The sequence below is a fragment of the Sphaerimonospora sp. CA-214678 genome, assembly GCF_050942215.1.
Taxonomy (GTDB): domain Bacteria; phylum Actinomycetota; class Actinomycetes; order Streptosporangiales; family Streptosporangiaceae; genus Sphaerimonospora.
In genome coordinates this window covers 190,556-205,925 of record NZ_CP192056.1, presented here as the reverse complement: position 1 = coordinate 205,925, position 15,370 = coordinate 190,556, and the positions used below count along the sequence as shown (strand labels likewise).

13 protein-coding genes are annotated in these 15,370 nt (G+C 70.3%); 2 read left to right on the top strand and 11 right to left on the bottom strand.

All coding sequences use genetic code 11. The features are described from left to right. Positions 1–435 precede the first annotated feature (435 nt). On the top strand, positions 436–1,902 hold the full coding sequence (locus ACQP1K_RS00945; protein ID WP_433498961.1) for a benzaldehyde dehydrogenase: 1,467 nt from the start codon (positions 436–438) through the stop codon (positions 1,900–1,902). Positions 1,903–2,028: 126 nt separating this feature from the next. Here ACQP1K_RS00945 and ACQP1K_RS00940 read toward each other — a convergent pair whose 3' ends face one another. Next, positions 2,029–2,193 (bottom strand): hypothetical protein, encoded by a 165-nt coding sequence (locus tag ACQP1K_RS00940; RefSeq protein WP_433498960.1) that lies wholly within the window; start codon positions 2,191–2,193, stop codon positions 2,029–2,031. A gap of 2 nt (positions 2,194–2,195) precedes the next feature. Continuing rightward, positions 2,196–3,353 (bottom strand): glycosyltransferase family 2 protein, encoded by a 1,158-nt coding sequence (locus ACQP1K_RS00935; protein ID WP_433498959.1) that lies wholly within the window; start codon positions 3,351–3,353, stop codon positions 2,196–2,198. Between the two features lie 180 nt (positions 3,354–3,533). Here ACQP1K_RS00935 and ACQP1K_RS00930 point away from each other — a divergent pair, with 180 nt between their 5' ends. Beyond that, a complete protein-coding gene (locus ACQP1K_RS00930) occupies positions 3,534–4,193 on the top strand; it encodes a class F sortase (RefSeq protein WP_433498958.1) in 660 nt (219 codons plus the stop codon). Between the two features lie 106 nt (positions 4,194–4,299). On the opposite strand, the gene ACQP1K_RS00925 is transcribed toward ACQP1K_RS00930, so the two are convergent. The 9 genes from ACQP1K_RS00925 to ACQP1K_RS00885 form a co-directional block, all read right to left on the bottom strand. Beyond that, entirely contained in the window at positions 4,300–5,154 is an 855-nt protein-coding gene (locus tag ACQP1K_RS00925; RefSeq protein ID WP_433498957.1) for an ABC transporter ATP-binding protein, read from the bottom strand. Continuing rightward, positions 5,141–6,151, bottom strand: a complete 1,011-nt coding sequence (locus ACQP1K_RS00920) for an ABC transporter ATP-binding protein (RefSeq protein ID WP_433498956.1) — start codon at positions 6,149–6,151, stop codon at positions 5,141–5,143. Before ACQP1K_RS00920 ends, ACQP1K_RS00925 begins: the two co-directional genes overlap by 14 nt. Then, positions 6,148–6,927 (bottom strand): ABC transporter permease, encoded by a 780-nt coding sequence (locus ACQP1K_RS00915; protein ID WP_433498955.1) that lies wholly within the window; start codon positions 6,925–6,927, stop codon positions 6,148–6,150. The genes ACQP1K_RS00920 and ACQP1K_RS00915 overlap by 4 nt, the downstream gene beginning before the upstream one ends. A 155-nt stretch (positions 6,928–7,082) precedes the next feature. Further along, complete coding sequence (locus ACQP1K_RS00910; protein WP_433498954.1) at positions 7,083–8,066, bottom strand: ABC transporter permease; 984 nt, start codon at positions 8,064–8,066, stop codon at positions 7,083–7,085. A gap of 82 nt (positions 8,067–8,148) precedes the next feature. Then, a complete protein-coding gene (locus ACQP1K_RS00905) occupies positions 8,149–9,708 on the bottom strand; it encodes an ABC transporter substrate-binding protein (protein WP_433498953.1) in 1,560 nt (519 codons plus the stop codon). Positions 9,709–9,863: 155 nt separating this feature from the next. Beyond that, positions 9,864–11,204, bottom strand: a complete 1,341-nt coding sequence (mgtE, locus tag ACQP1K_RS00900; RefSeq protein WP_433498952.1) for a magnesium transporter — start codon at positions 11,202–11,204, stop codon at positions 9,864–9,866. Positions 11,205–11,524: 320 nt separating this feature from the next. After that, complete coding sequence (locus tag ACQP1K_RS00895; protein ID WP_433498951.1) at positions 11,525–12,376, bottom strand: DUF72 domain-containing protein; 852 nt, start codon at positions 12,374–12,376, stop codon at positions 11,525–11,527. A gap of 128 nt (positions 12,377–12,504) precedes the next feature. Then, a complete protein-coding gene (locus tag ACQP1K_RS00890; protein ID WP_433498950.1) occupies positions 12,505–14,022 on the bottom strand; it encodes an MFS transporter in 1,518 nt (505 codons plus the stop codon). A 15-nt stretch (positions 14,023–14,037) separates the two neighbouring features. Then, positions 14,038–15,342, bottom strand: coding sequence for a helix-turn-helix transcriptional regulator (locus ACQP1K_RS00885; RefSeq protein ID WP_433498949.1), 1,305 nt, complete (start codon positions 15,340–15,342; stop codon positions 14,038–14,040). Positions 15,343–15,370: the final 28 nt, after the last annotated feature.

Below are 15,370 nucleotides of genomic sequence, written 5' to 3'. Positions count from 1 at the left end.
TGATCTTGCAGTGGCGATCGGAGATGGACTGCAAGATCACGGAGACCGTTCTCGCAGGCAGATGCCCATCGCTGCGAGAAACTGCAAGATCACGAAGTGGATTTCCGCAGGTGGCGAGGGAAACCTGCGAGCAACTACAAGATCACCCCCAAAGGGGTTTTGAAGAGGAAATTCGCGTTCGAACCTTTGGAACACGCTGTTGCCACTGCCCTGGGGTGCTCGTACGGTCAGGGCAACTTCCTCGATATCCGAAGGTCCAGGTCATTCCCGGCCACCGGCCGGTCGAGCGATCTCGGACGATTCGCCTGATCCCTCATAGAGCAACCCCCCGGTGTTTCGGGTTGCAGCTCCCCGGAGCCGCCATCCGCGACGGCGACGTCCTCGAACCCGTGCCGCGCAACGAACCACTGAGGACAACAGGAAAGGACGCCCGCTGTGGGACTACTTCTCGACGGTGCCGACTGGCAGGGGAACATCTTCAAGAACGGTGAGTGGACCGCCGGAAGCGGAGGCGACTACCCGGTCGTCGAACCGGCCACCGGAAACGAGCTCGGCCGGATGGGGCAGGCGACGCGAGAGGACGTCGCCGAGGCCGCTTCGACCGCGGCGAAGGTCCAGAGGGAGTGGGCGGCGCTGCCGCACACCGAGCGCGCGGCCGTGCTCCGCCGGGCCGGCGACCTGTGGCTGCGGCACGCTGAGGAGATCAGCGGGTGGAACGTGCGCGAGGTCGGCGCGGTCCCCGGGATGGCCGGCTTCGCACTGCACGTCGCCGCCGAGGAGTGCTATCAGGCGGCCGCGCTGCCCGGCCAGGCCATCGGCGAGATCCTCCCGTCGGGAGAGCCCCGGCTGTCCCTGGCGCAGCGGATGCCCGCCGGCGTGGTCGGCGTGATCGCGCCCTTCAACGTGCCGATCATCCTGGGCATCCGGTCGGTCGCCCCGGCGCTCGCGCTCGGCAACGCGGTCATACTCAAGCCCGATCCCCGCACCGCGGTCACCGGCGGCTCGCTGATGGCCCGTGTGTTCGAGGAGGCCGGTCTGCCCCCGGGTGTGCTGCAGATGCTGCCCGGCGGAGCCGAGGTCGGCGAGGCCATGGTCACCGATCCGAACGTCCGGGTCATCTCGTTCACCGGCTCGACCGCGGTGGGCCGCCGGATCGGCGAGCTCGCGGGCAGGCACCTCAAGCGCGCGCACCTCGAGCTCGGCGGCAACTCGGCGCTGCTCGTGCTCGACGACGCCGACGTCGACGCCGCGGTCAACCTGGCCGCGTGGGGGTCGTTCTTCCACCAGGGCCAGATCTGCATGACGACGGGCCGTCACCTGGTCGCCGACCGTCTGTACGACGATTTCGTGTCCCGGCTCGCCGAGAAGGCGGACGCGCTCTCGGTCGGCGACCCGGCGACCGGCGAGGTCGCGCTGGGACCGGTCATCGACGCGGGACAGCGCGACAAGATCCACAACATGGTCATGACCAGCGCCGACCAGGGCGCGCAGATCGCCGCCGGCGGATCCTACGAGAGCCTCTTCTATCGGCCCACCGTGCTGGCGGAGATCCCCCTCACCGCGCCCGCCTTCGCCGAGGAGGTGTTCGGCCCCGTCGCGCCGGTCACCCGCGTGTCGTCGGTGGCGGAGGCCGTGGAGCTGGCCGGGGCCGGTGAGTACGGACTGTCGCTCGGCATCGTGACCCGTGACGTCATGCACGGGCTCGCCGTCGCCGAGCAGATTCCCACCGGGATCGTGCACATCAACGACCAGACCGTGAACGACGAGGCCAACGCGCCCTTCGGCGGCGTACGGGCCTCCGGCACCGGGGCCCGCTTCGGCGGTGCGACCGCCAACATCGAGGCCTTCACCGAGACCCGCTGGATCACCATGCGCGGCGAGCCCGCCCGATACCCGTTCTGACCCTTGCGGCCCGCACCCCCTCGCCGCCGGGCCACCCCCGCCAGGCGGACGGTTCGCGGCACGAAACGGGCGACCGGGGGGTGCGGTCGCCCGGGACGGGAGCCTCCCGCCCGCGTCAGGTACCGATCACGACTCCCGCTTCGGGATGATCCGCTTCACCGCGACGGCCGCGGAGAACAGCGTGAACACGCCGAGTGCCACCCAGAACGCGTTCCAGCCGACAAAGGGAGCCGCCAGCGCGCCGCCACCGAAGCCGGCAGCGACCCCGCCAATCGGGGGATTGTTGTACATATCTACCATTTCCTTTCTCTACGCCATGCGGCGTCCCAGAAGGCCTTCGCCTGGGCTATCTGAAGGAAGACATCGAAGATCATTTCTACGAAGAGCAGCCCGGCGACGGCCATCTGCCCGCCACCCCGGCTCCGGACGGTCACGATCCGCTCGACGATGAAGACGCCGGTCACCGCCATCCACAGTGGATGCAGCTGGAGCCCGCCGGTGACCATGATCGACCAGGCCGTGGCACCCAGGTAGGCGAAGATCACGATGATGCCGAGCAGGGAGAGGAACTGCCGCCCCCAGTAGGGCAGTGTGACCCGGTTGCAGCCGTAGTCCGCGAGGTTCTCCAGCGCTCCTCGCTTCCATCGCAGGCGCTGCTTGAACAGATCCCCCCAGGTCTCCATCACCTCGGTGGTCAGCGTGCACTCCGCGGGGCAGAGGATGCGGAATTTCAGATGCAACAGCGCCAGGGTGAGCTCGTTGTCCTCGGTGAGGACGCGCACGTCGTACACCTGATCCCGGCCGGGAAGCCGGCCGCTGCGACGGGCGCGGACGACCTCTTTGAGCGCGAGGGCCCGGAAGAGCGTCGCCGTGCCGGTGAGCACCAGCGCCTTTCCGTGCAATCTGCGTACGTCCCGGGCGTAGCGGGCGTACTCGTTCCGCTGGAACATGCCGACCAGGCCGCCGCCGGGCTTCCCGGTGAACGTGCCGCCCACCGCGGCCAACTTCCCTGTGGCCAGCCTGGCGACGGCATGGTGGAGGAAACCCGGGTCGAGCGCCGAGTCGGCGTCCATGACCAGCACCGCATGCCGGGTTCCCATGGACGGGAGCAGGACTTCCAGAACCTGGTTGAGCGCACCCGCCTTCTTGTGGCGGTTCCCCACGGTCTCGATCACCTGGGCTCCGTGCGCCCTCGCGATCTCCGCCGTCCCGTCGCCGCAGTTGTCGGCGATCACGATGACGCGATCGGGTCTGCGCTGCTGTCGCCGGAGCGAGATCAGCGTCTCGGCGATCTGGTCCTCTTCGTTGTGCGCCGGAACCAGCACGGTGACCCGCATGGACGATTCCGGGACGGCCGGCAGGTCGCGCTTCCCGTCGGCGCCCTTCCGTCCCCTGTGGCGGCCGACGCGGCCGCGTGGTCCGGCACCATCCGTCGTGACACGTCGAATCACGTGCGGTCCGCGCAGAGTGCGTGACTGAACCACTTGGAACCGCCCAGTTCATGACAAGGTGCTTGATAGCCCTAGACCGTACACAGGCAGGGCGTCAGTGACGTATAGGGACATTTTACCTAGAAAAAACACATAATAGGGGTATCGCCTGTCACTTGCATCTCGCTTGAAAGAGGACCAATGCCCCGAATCGCAGGCATCGCACTCGTGCTCCTGCTTGCGGCGGGTGCAGCCGTCTTCCTTCTCAGCCGATCAAACGATCGGGGGGCCGCACCGCCCGCACCGCCGCTCAGCGCGTCGAGTCCACTGGCACGCCCCGGCCCGACGGCCCGTGCGCTGAAGTCGGCTCCACCGGTCACGCTGGAGATTCCGAAGATCGGAGTGCGCACCGACCTCATGACGCTGGGGAAGAACCCGGACGGAACACTTGAGGTGCCGCCGCTCTCCCGAGTGGACGAGGCCGGCTGGTACCGGCTCGGCCCCTCTCCCGGCTCGACCGGACCCGCTGTCATCGCCGGTCATGTGGACTCGAAGGACGGGCCGGGGGTCTTCTATCGGCTCGGCGAGCTGAGGCCGGGCGACACGGTCAAGGTCGTCAGGAAGGACGGCGTCCGGTTGACCTTCCAGGTCGACGCTCTGGAAAGGGTGCCGAAAGACCGTTTTCCCACACAGAAGGTCTACGGGAGGATCAAGTTCCCCGGCCTGCGGTTGATCACCTGTGGCGGACGCTTCGACGCCGGCGACGGCCACTACGTCGACAACATCATCGTGTACGCCCACCTCATCGCCACGAAGCGGAACCCCGAGCAGAAGACGGCGCGACGGAGCGGCGCACCGTGAGGCGAGCGCTCGCCCTGTCCCGCCGCCCCGCGCCGGAGCCGCCCGACGCCGGACGCGGGTGGCCGTACGCCCCGATCGAAACCGCGTCGTGTACGGGGACCACCGTCTACCGGCCGCCGTCCTCCGAGCCCGTGTCCGGTCGGGAAGCCGACGAGCCCGTGTCCGGCCGGGAGGCCGATGAGCCCGTGTCCGGCCGGGAGGCCGATGAGCCCGTGTCCGGCAGGGAAGCCGGCGAGCCCCGTTCCGTGCCGTCGGGGGCCGGGAGACGGTGGACGGCGCCCGCCTCGCACCAGCGGGCGAGAAGGTCGGTGTCGTGGGACACGGCCAGCACGCCGGCGCCCGTCTCCTGCCGGTAGCTCTCCAGGCGGGCGACGAGGTGGGCCTGCGTGGACGCGTCGAGCATGGTGGTCATCTCGTCGCAGATCACGTACCGCGGCCGCAGCGCCAGCGCCCGCGCCACGCAGGCACGCTGCAGTTGCCCGTCGGAGACCTCATGCGGGCGGCGGGTGAGCAGGTCGGCGGTCAGGCCCATCTCGTCGGCGAGCCGCTCGGCGTGGGCGATCGCTTCGGCGGCCGGGCGGCCCGCCGCGCGCAGCGGTTCGACGATGACGTCGAGCACGGTGAAGCGGGGATCGACGGCGAGCCTGGGCTGCTGGAAGATCAGCGCGACCCGGGTGCGCAGGCCGGCGCGGTGGCGCCAGCGGCGGACCTCCGTCCCGTCGACGGTGAGACGGCCGGCCGCCGGGCGCAGGAGCATCGCGAGGACTCTGGCGAGCGTGGACTTGCCGCACCCGCTGGGACCGGCGAGCCCGGTCACGATCCCCGGGCGCACGGTCAACGACGTTCCGTCCAGGACCCGGCGGCGGTCGTAGACGACCGTGACGCCTTCGGCGCGCAGCCCTTCAGCAGGCGACCCTTCGGCAGAAAGCCCTTCAGCAGAAAGTCCTTCAGCAGGCGACATGGTGCTCCAGGGGGTGATGGCAGGCGACCTCGTCCAGTTCCGGCAGCCGTTCGCAGGCCGCGGTGGCCCGGTGGCAGCGTGGCCGGAACGCGCACCCGGCCGGGAGCATGGTGAGCTCGGGCGGATGGCCGGGGATGGGGGTGAAGCGGCGCGAGGGCAGCGCGTCCAGCAGTCCGGCGGCGTACGGATGGCGGGGCCGGGCGAAGAACTCGGCCGCTGAGGTGAGCGAGACGATGCGACCGGCGTACATCACGGCGACCCGGTCGGCGACCTGCTCGGCGGCGCGCAGGTCATGGGTGATGAGCAGGACGGCCCGTCCCTCGTCGGTGAGCCGCCGCAGCTCGGACACGATGGTCTGGACGAGGGGCCGGTCGAGGCCGGTGGTGGGCTCGTCGGCGACGATCAGCCAGGGATCTCCGGCCAGCGCCAGGGCGTTCACCACCCGCTGCGCCATCCCGCCGGAGAGCTGGTGGGGATAGAGGCCGAGATCGGCCGGCCGGAGCCCGACCCGTCTGGCGAGGGCGGCCAGATCGTCCGGGCCTGACGGCCTGCCGAGCTCTCTGAGCGCCTCGGCGAGCTGGGCTCGGGCCGTACGAACCGGGGTGAGATGCGCGGCCGGGCTCTGCGGGACGAGACCGATCATGCGGCCGCGCACGCGGCGGGCCAGTACGGCCTCCGGCGCCCCGACCAGGTCGACGGGCTCGGCTCCGCCGGTCTCCAGCCGGGCCGCCCCGGTGACCTCCGCGTTGGCGGGCAGCAGCCCGAGAAGGGCGTGCGCCATCACCGACTTGCCGCAGCCCGACTCCCCGACGAGGGCCAGGCATTCGCCCTGCCGCACCTCGAATCGGGCGTCGGTCACCGCGTGGACCGTCGACCGGTCCCGATCGACCCCGGAGATACGGAAGCGGACCGACAGACCATTGACGCGCAGCCGGGAACCGATGCCGGCGGTTCCAGAACTCGGGGAGGTGCGGCTTCTCGTGGAGGTGTGGCTCACAGCTGAAGCTCCGATCGCCGGCGCGGGCCGGTCCGGTCCCGCCAGTGCTGAGTCAGGGCCGAGATGGCCAGGGTGGGCAGCAGGATGAACAGTCCGGGGAAGAGCGAGGCCCACCAGTTGCCCGCGAGAAGCGACCCGGCCCCATCGTTGATCATGTTGCCGAGCGACGCGAGGTGGGGCGGCAGGCCGAGGCCGAGGAAGCTGAGCGCGGTCTCGTGCCAGATCGCGTGCGGCATCATGAGCACCGCCGCGAGCGCGACGTGAGGCGCCAGATGCGGCAGGAAGTGGCGGCGTACGATGCGCAGCCTGCCCGAGCCGCCGGAGATCGCCGCGTCGACGAACGACCGGGAGCGCAGGGTGAGCACCTCAGAACGGATGATCCGGGCGGTGGTGGTCCAGTGGGTGAGCGCCACCGAGACGATGACGGCGCCCACGCTCGGCCTGATCATCGCGACGATGAAGATGCCGAGCAGCAGATGGGGAATGGAGTTGACGCCGTCGACGACCCGCATGATGATCCGGTCGGCGATCCCGCCGAGCGCTCCGGAGACGAGACCCACCAGGGTGCCGATGGTCACCGACACCAGCGCCGCCACGAGCCCGACGAGCAGGGAGACCCGCAGGCCGTACACGGCGCGCAGCAGTACGTCCCGCCCCATCTCGTCGGTGCCGAACGGATGCGCGAGCCGTGGGGACAGGGAGGCGGCGCCCAGATCGACCAGCTGCTGGTCGAGCCGGGCGACGAGCGGCACCACGAGCACGGCCAGGCCGAGCACGATCAGCGTGCCCGCCGCGAGCCGCGGCGACCTGCGGCGTCTCCCCGTGGCTCGCCGGGGTGCCGGGCCTCCGCGGAAAAGTCCGCTCGATCTCCCCGGTCTTCCCGGTCTTCCCGGTCCGCCCGTCCGGGTATCGGAATCGAAGGTCTGGGTCATCAGCTCACCCCCAGGACGCGGACCCGCGGATCGGCGATCACGTACGCCGCGTCGGCGAGCAGGTTTCCGACGACCACCGCGAGCGTTGCGAGCAGGGTGAGCGCCGCGAGCAGCGGGAAGTCGGCGGCGAGCGCGGCCTGTACGGACGTGCCGGCCACGCCCGGCCAGGAGAAGATCGTCTCGACCAGGATCGCGCCGGTGACCAGCTCCGGGATGCGCGCGCCGAGCAGGGTGATGAACGGCAGCAGCGCCGATCTGAGCGCGTGCCTGACCAGGATCGTCCGCTCGCGCAGGCCGCGGGCGCGCGCACCGGTCACGAAATCCTCACGCAACGTGTTGATCAGCGATTCGCGGACGAACAGCAGCAGCCAGGAGGACTGGGAGAAGGCCAGCACCGCCACGGGAAGGATCATGTGGCGCAGCACGTCGCCCGGTCGCACCGTGGTCGCGGCGGCGTCGGTGAGCCCGCCCGAGGGCAGCCAGCGCAGCTGCACCGCGAAGATCCAGATCGCGATGAGGCCGGTCCAGAAGACCGGGGCGGCCTCGTTGGCGTAGGCCGTCCCGGTGATGAAGCGGTCGAGCCAGGAGTCCCGCCGCCAGGCGGCCAGCACCCCGACGGCCAGGCTGACGATCAGCATGACCACGATGGCGCCGCCGACGACGAGCAGCGACCAGCCCAGCCGTTCGCCGATCACGTCGACGACCGGCCGGTGCAGGCTCCGCGACTCGCCGAGGTCGCCCCGCAGCAGGCTCCCGAGCCAGTCGAGGTACTGCTCGATGAGCGGCCGGTCCAGGCCCCAGTTCTCCCTGATCCGCGCGGTGACCTCGGGGCTCGTCGTCTGCGCCCGGTCCCCGAGGTACTGCCGGATCGGGTCGAACGGCGACGCCTTGGCCAGGGCGAACATGCCCGCCGTGACCGCGAGGAGCAGTGGCACGGCGAACGCCACCCGCCAGACCGCCATCCGTGCCAGCGCCCTGCTCATGCGGCGAGCTCAGCGGGGGGATCGGACCGGGGGGCGGTCGGCTCCGCCGTACGGAACGGCGTGCTGCAGCGGGTTCCGGAGATCACGTCGCGGGCTTCCACTCGGCGATGTCGCGGAACAGCCCGCCGGTGGCGTGCTCGTGCGGCTCCACGGATGGGGTGATCCCCGTCCACTCACCGCGTACGACGTAGACGTGCTGGAGATAGACGAGGTAGACCCAGGGCTCCTCGTCCCTGATCCGCTGCTGGAACGCGTCGTACGCCTGCTTGCGCACCGCGGGGTCGGCCGTACGCCGCCCACGCTCCAGCAGCGCGTCGACCTCGGAGTCCCGGTAACGGGCGGGGTTGAACGGCTCCTGGCCGACGAAGTCGGAGTGGAACAGCTCATAGTTGGTGTGATCGGGGTCGAACGGCGTCCCGTACCCCATGAGCAGGGCGTCCTCGGCCATGCGCGGATAGATGGCGTCCCAGTCAAGCCCGGCCAGTTCGATCTCGATGCCGACGCGCTTGGCGTCGGAGGCGACCGCGAGGGCGAGCTCCTTGCGCAGCGAGTCGCCCGCCGGATACATGAGGGTGAACCGCGCCGGGGTGCCGTCCTTGACCCGGATGCCGTCCGGCCCGGCCCGCCAGCCCGCCTGCTCCAGGACCTGTACGGCCCGCGCCTGGTCGGCGGTCTCGGAGCCCTGCACGGCGGCGTTGTGCCAGGAGGTGCCGGGGGCGACCGGGCCGAAAGCGGCGCCGCCGGCCCCGGCGAGGATCGTCTTCACCATCGCCGACCGGTCCAGCGCCAGGCTGATCGCCTTCCTGATCGCCTTGTCCCCGGTGACGGGGGCCTCCATCGGGAACATCACGCCGCGGTAGTCGGCGCTCGGCACCCGGTAGACGGTCATGCCGGCCGTCCCGTCGAAGCGCGCGGCGGCCTTGGGCGCCAGCACCGTGGCGTCGAACTCGCCCGCCGCCATCCTGGTCGCCCGGACGTTGTCGTCGGCCGCGTAGGCCAGGACCAGCTTCTCGATGGCGGGAGCACCGTTCCAATGGGACGGATCGGCCTCCAGCACGATCTTGTCGCCCGGGGTCCAGGACACGAAGCGGTACGGGCCGGTGCCGACCGGCCTGGTGTTGAAGCCGGGCCGGTCCAGGCTCCCATCGGGCACGATCCCCAGCGTGGCGCGCTGCAGGAAGGCCGCGTAGGGGTACCTGAGGTGGAACACCACGGTCTCCGGGTCCGGCGCCTCGACGGACTCGATCGCCGCGTAGTCGCTGCGCAGGCTGGAGTTGTTCTTCTCGTCGAGCACCGCCTGATACGTGTACGCGACGTCGGCGCCGGTCAGCGGGGTGCCGTCGTGGAAGCGGACATCGGTGCGCAGCTTGAAGGTGACGGTCATGCCCGCGTCGTCCGTCTTCGGCGGCTCCGCCGCGAGAGCGGGCTTGAGCTCCAGGTCAGCGGTGCGGGACACCAGACCGTCGAAGATGAGCGATCCCCCGTCCGGGGCGTAGCCGAGCACCGGGTTGAGGTTGTCGGGCTCGGAACCGAGACCGAGCACGAAGCCGTCGCCGGCCGCGGCCCGCCGGGCGTTTCCTCCGGACTCGTCGGAGGCCGACGGTGCCGAACACGCGGCGGACAGGCCGAGAAGCGTAGTCACGGCAACAAGCACGGCAAAACGGACCAAGACGGACGACATGGGCCGAAGGTAGAACGCATTGGCACCTTATTGCAAATCCTTTGCAACTACATCTCATTACCAAGAGTGTCGGAGGCATCCACACGGCATCGGTACGGCGTACCTCCCGGGGTGGGTCACAGGCCGAGCATGAGGGTGGCGACGGTGAAATACACGAGCAGACCGGTGGCATCGCAGAACGTGGAGATGAAGGGGGTGGAGAAGACGGCCGGATCCACCCGGCAGGCCTTGGCGACCAGTGGCATGACCCCGCCGACGGTCGCGGCGAGCGGGCAGACCGTCAGCAGCGTGACGGCGATGACGGCGCCGAACTCCGTGCCGTAGAACGGTGAGGCGAGCAGCAGCCCGAGCAGGCCGAGATTACCGCCGAGGAGCAGCCCGGTCCTGGCCTCCTTGGAGGCCACCCTGAAGACGTCCCTCGCCCGGATGTCGCCCATGGCGAGCGCACGTGTCACGGTGGTGGCCGCCTGCGAGCCGGTGTTTCCGCCGATACCGGTGAGCAGAGGGATGAACAGCGCGAGGGCGACCCGCTGCTCGAGCGTCGCCTCGAACAGCTCCAGCACGTTGACCGTGAGGATCGCCGAGACGGCGAGCACGAGCAGCCAGACGATCCGAGACCTGGTGACGCTGCGCACCGAGGTACGCAGATAGGGCCGGCGCAGCGGTTCCGAGGCTCCGGCGCGTGCCTGGTCCTCCACCGCCGCCGCCTGGCTGATCCTCGCCGCGTCATCAATGGTCAGCAGCCCGACGAGCCGGTTCTCGTCATCGGTGATCGGCATGGCCAGGATGCCGTGGCCGAGACACCTGCGCGCCACCTCCTCGGCGTCCTCGGTGGCGCGGGCGCCGATCGCCGGAGACATCAGCTCCGCGACTTCCCGGTCGCCTTCGGCGGCGAGCAGTTCCCTGAGGCTGACCACCCCGAGCAGCGCCCGGTCATGGCTGATCACCGGGATGGTGTAGATCGTTTCGGAGACCGCGGCCAGGACGGTGGCTCTGTCGATCACGGTCGCTGCCGTCTCGGCGGGCCGCGCGTGCACGTACTCGGGGGACATGCGCCGCCCCACCGAGCCCTGCGGATAGCCGAGCACGACCATGGCCGCCTGCAGGTCCTCGCCGTGCAGGGAGCGCAGCAGCTCCTTGGCGACCCTGGCCGGCAGTTCATCGAGCAGCCCGACCTGGTCGTCGGGGTCGAGCTCGGTGAAAATGTCGGCGACCTGACCGTGACCGAGCTCGGCGACGAGGTCGGCCTGCGTCGCGGTCCGTAGCTGGTCGAACGCCGCGACGGCGATCTGCTTGGGCAGCACCCGGAACGCCACGGCGGCCTCCCGCGGCGGGAGGTCCTCGAGCAGATCGACGATCTCGACGGTCGGCAGTTCCCTGAGCGTCTGCGCGATGCCGGCGAGATCGCCGGCGCTCATCCGCGCACGGATCTGGCGGGGTTCTTCTGTGATCGTCATGCCGGTTCCCATCACGACAAGCGGACCCCCGTTCCGCACATGCCTGGGGCACGGGGGGCGGAAATGTCGCGCCTCGGTCGCCTATTCCAGGGAAAGCGCGGCGCGTCAGCGATCCATGGAGACGTAACGAGATCGACTCACGGAGTCACTCACCGCGACCACCTCCACTCGCGACGGCCGAACCCCTACCCGGCCCTGCCGGGAAAGCACCTCGCCCAAAGCTACCCGGGCAATCACGGACGAAATCGCCGTAATACGGCAGAGAACGACATGATGCGGGTCAGAATGACATACAGGACGCTCAGGGCGTCCGCCGGTGATCAGAAGAGGGTCGGCGGCTCGGCCGGCATCGGGTCGGGCAGCGGTTCGAGCTCGGGCAGGACGGCCCGTACGTCATCGTGAAAGCGGCGGGCGAGCATCAGCGCGTCGGCGTTGTCGGGGGTGTGGATGAAGACCGTCGGCGAGCGGCCTTCGCGCAGCCAGTCCGTGACCGTGTCGATCCAGGGCCGCCAGCCCTCGATCGTACGATCCGGGTCGTCCCGGCCGAGGTAGCGGACGATCGGATGGCCGGTGAGCGCCGAGGACCGGCGGGGCACCCGGGGTTTCTTCGTCCACGCGTCCCGTTCGGCATCGCTGGCCGGCGGAGTCCGGAAGAAGGCGACGGTGTCGAACGGGACCCACTCGGCCGCCGCCTCGCTCAGGACCCGTTCGAGAAGCCGTACGGATCGGGGATCGTCGAAGAACGCCGGGTGGCGGACCTCGACGGCATAGCCGTACGCCTTGGGGAGCCGGCCGAGGAAGCGGGCCAGGGCGCCGACATCGGCGGGGCCGAACGACCCCGGAAGCTGGATCCAGAGGGCGTGGATCCGCGGCCCGAGCGGCTCCATCGTGTCGAGGAACGATCGGAGCTCCTCGTCCACGCCGTGGAGGCGGCGCTCATGCGTGATCGGCTTGGGCAGCTTGACCACGAAGCGGAAGTCGGGCGCTGTCTGCCGCGCCCACGACTCCACCGTCTCCTTCGTCGGCGTCGCGTAGAACGTCGTGTTGCCCTCCACCGCGTCGCACCAGGTCGCGTACGCGCGCAGCCGCTCCCCCTGGGCGAGCCGCTGCGGCAGGAAGCGCCCCTGCCATCGTGCGTGGGTCCACATCGCACATCCCACATGAAGCCGCATGGCCACGACACTAGAGAGTCGGCCTGCCGACCGCCATTCGCGCGGGGACCGAAGCCGCGGCGGTAGGTGACGGACGACACCCGACCGGATGCGCCGGCCGAGACCCACCCGCGTACGTACCCGGCCGGTCAGGCCGCCGCCGTCGTCTGGGCCACCGCCATCTGGGCCGCGGCGGCCTTGCGCAGCGGCCGTACGAACGCCAGGGCGACGAGGGAGAGGGCCAGGCTGAGCACGAGGGTCACGGTGAAGGCGTGCACGTGATCGTGCCGGCCGACGGAGCCGCCGAGGGCGCCGAAGTAGAGCAGGCCGGTCAGCGTGATGCCCGCCGACATGCCCAGCTGGCCCGCCGTCTCCAGGACTCCGGCCGAGCTGCCGACCTGCTGCGGCGGAACCTCCGCGAGCGCGGTGCCGAGCAGCGGGCTCACCCCCAGGCCCTGTCCGACGCCGATGACGACGAGGGCCGGGATCAGCAGCGCTCCGCTGATGCCGTCGCCCGCGGCGAAGGCCGTCACCAGCAGCATCAGGTAGCCGACGGCGTTGAGGCCGTACCCGAGGCTCAGGACGCGCAGCCCGAGAACGGCCATGATCTTGGGCACGAACAGGGCGACCACCGTGAACGCGACGCCGAGCGGGGCGAACAGCAGACCTGACTGGAGCGCGGTGTAGCCGAGACCGCTCTGCAGCTGCACGGCGAGGATGAAGAACATGCCGGCGTTGCAGGCGAAGAACGCGAGGAACACGGCGTTGCCCGACCGGTAGCCGCGCAGCCTCAGCAGCTCGGGGCTGATCAGCGGCTGGCCGCCGCCGGCGGAGAGCCGGTGCTCCCACCGCCAGAAAACCGCGAAGAACGGCACCGCCAGCACCATCATCACGAAGCACCACACGGGCCAGCCGGCCGTGGTGCCCTCGGCGAGCGGAAACAGCAGCATGAACAGCGCCGCGGTGAGCAGCCCCACACCCGGCAGGTCGAGCCGGGGCCGCTGGGCTCCCTTCATCCCCGGCAGCGTGAGCACGGCCCCGATCACGGTGGCGAGACCCAGCGGCAGGTTCACCAGGAAGATCGGCCGCCAGCTCCATCCGAACAGGTCGGCCTGGACCAGGACCCCGCCGATCATCTGACCGGTGATCGCGGCCAATCCGATGGTGACGCTGAACAGCGCGAGCGCCCGGTCCCGCCGGCGCCCCTCGAACGAGGTCTGGATGATGGACAGGATCTGCGGGAAGAACAGCGCGGCAGAGAACCCCTGCACGCAGCGGAATACGATCAGCAGCTCGGCGTTGGGCGCCGTACCGCAGGCCAGTGACGCGATCGTGAACAGGCCGAGCCCGATCACGAACATCCGCTTGTAGCCCACGATGTCGCCCAGCCTGCCCCCGGTGACCAGGAAGAGCCCGTAAACGAGGATGTAGCCGCCCGCCGTCATCTCGACCGCCGCCGCCGAGGCGTTCAGATCGGCCCGGATCGACGGGACGGCGACGTTGACGATGTAGGAGTCCATCATGGCGACGAACGTCGCGGCCATCGCCACCAGGAGCGCGGCTCGCACCCGCGCCGGGATCGGCTCCTCGGCGCCGGTGCCGCCGACCGGCGACGCCGTGCCCTCCGCACCGCGTTCGCCTGTGGCCTGGGGCGGTTCATGCTGCATGTGGGTCCTGCTCTCCTAAGTGGGGAATACGGCCTGGAGCTCGTCGGCGGCGTCGGGCCGGTGGAGGTAGGCCCCCACCAGCTCGACCCGAGAGGAGACGCCCAGCTTTCGGAAGATCTTGCGGAGGTGGAAGTTCACGGTGTGCGGGGAGAGGTTGACCCGCGAGGCGATCTGGCGGTTCGTCAGCCCGTCGACGACCAGCCGGGCGATGCCGTGCTCCGCGGCGCTGAGTGGGTGGGCCCGCGCGGACGGCTCCATACGCGCGCCCGCCGCGCCGAGCACGGCGTCGTCGTCCTGCCGCCGCCCCTGGGACCGCTCCCCGTCTCCCCCCTGACAGACCCCCAGTAGGGACGCGGCCTCACGCACCAGCGCATACCGGAACCTGAGCCGGTCGCCGTCGACCACGAGGACCCCCGCCTCCGTCGCTTCGCGCACCGCGCCCAGCAGCGGCACCGCGATCTCGTTCGGCAGGTTCAGCAGTTCGCTCATCCGCGGCTCGTGCCGGCGTACGGAGATCGCGGCGAGCAGCGCCCTGGTGTGCTCGGACAGCCGGGGATCGTCCCGCAGCAGCCCGGTGAGCACCTGCCGCGGCGGCGACTCGGCGGTCAGGCGGGCGACGCCGTCGCGCACGGCGCAGGCGCGGCAGGAAATCAGTGTGTCCAGGGTGGCGGCGATCAGGCCGGGGTGGTGGCCGCACGCGTCGATGAGCCGGGTCAGCTCGGCGTCCGGCGGCCCGCCGAGCCGATCGGCGGCCATACGCAGCGCGCTCCGCCGGTCCATCGGCCCGAGCGTGAGCCGGACGATGCCGGCGCCGTACGCGCCGCCGTGCAGGGGCAGGCCCGACACCGTGGTGCCGGCGAACACCCACAGGACCGGCTGCGGCACGGCCGCCGAGGGCAGCCCGGCGAGCGCGGCCCACACGTCCGGGTGATGCCATGACACGTCGTCCAGGGCGACGAGCACCGGCCGGGACGTGCCGCGTGCCCCGCCCGATGCGGCGAATTCCGCTTCGATCGCCTCGACCAGGGGATCGGGGCCGGCCTCGGCGTGGGACACGCCGACCATCTCCGGAAATGACCGAAACATCCCTCCGTCCGCACGTATTGAGGCCGCGAGTAAGAGCTTTCGATGCCTGGTCGCAGGGCCTTCTATAACGTCGAATCCTTTTCGGAGAGCGATGCCCGAAATTCGGTTTAGCAACGCCGTCTTACCGGTTCCCCGCAGACCGTCGACCAGAACCAGTTCATTGCAGCCGCCTCGCACGTCATCCAGTCGACGTGCGATTATCCGCTGCTCTCGATCCAGACCGTACAGCTCCATGTCCCCCCCTCACGGGTCCCCCATGAGA

Coding starts and splice junctions, on each gene's coding strand:
- ACQP1K_RS00940 (WP_433498960.1), bottom strand. CDS start 2,193: ATGTACAACAATCCCCCGATTGGCGGGGTCGCTGCCGGCTTCGGTGGC.
- ACQP1K_RS00930 (WP_433498958.1), top strand. CDS start 3,534: ATGCCCCGAATCGCAGGCATCGCACTCGTGCTCCTGCTTGCGGCGGGT.
- ACQP1K_RS00925 (WP_433498957.1), bottom strand. CDS start 5,154: ATGTCGCCTGCTGAAGGACTTTCTGCTGAAGGGCTTTCTGCCGAAGGG.
- ACQP1K_RS00910 (WP_433498954.1), bottom strand. CDS start 8,066: ATGAGCAGGGCGCTGGCACGGATGGCGGTCTGGCGGGTGGCGTTCGCC.
- mgtE (WP_433498952.1), bottom strand. CDS start 11,204: ATGACGATCACAGAAGAACCCCGCCAGATCCGTGCGCGGATGAGCGCC.
- ACQP1K_RS00895 (WP_433498951.1), bottom strand. CDS start 12,376: ATGCGGCTTCATGTGGGATGTGCGATGTGGACCCACGCACGATGGCAG.
- ACQP1K_RS00890 (WP_433498950.1), bottom strand. CDS start 14,022: ATGCAGCATGAACCGCCCCAGGCCACAGGCGAACGCGGTGCGGAGGGC.
- ACQP1K_RS00885 (WP_433498949.1), bottom strand. CDS start 15,342: ATGGAGCTGTACGGTCTGGATCGAGAGCAGCGGATAATCGCACGTCGA.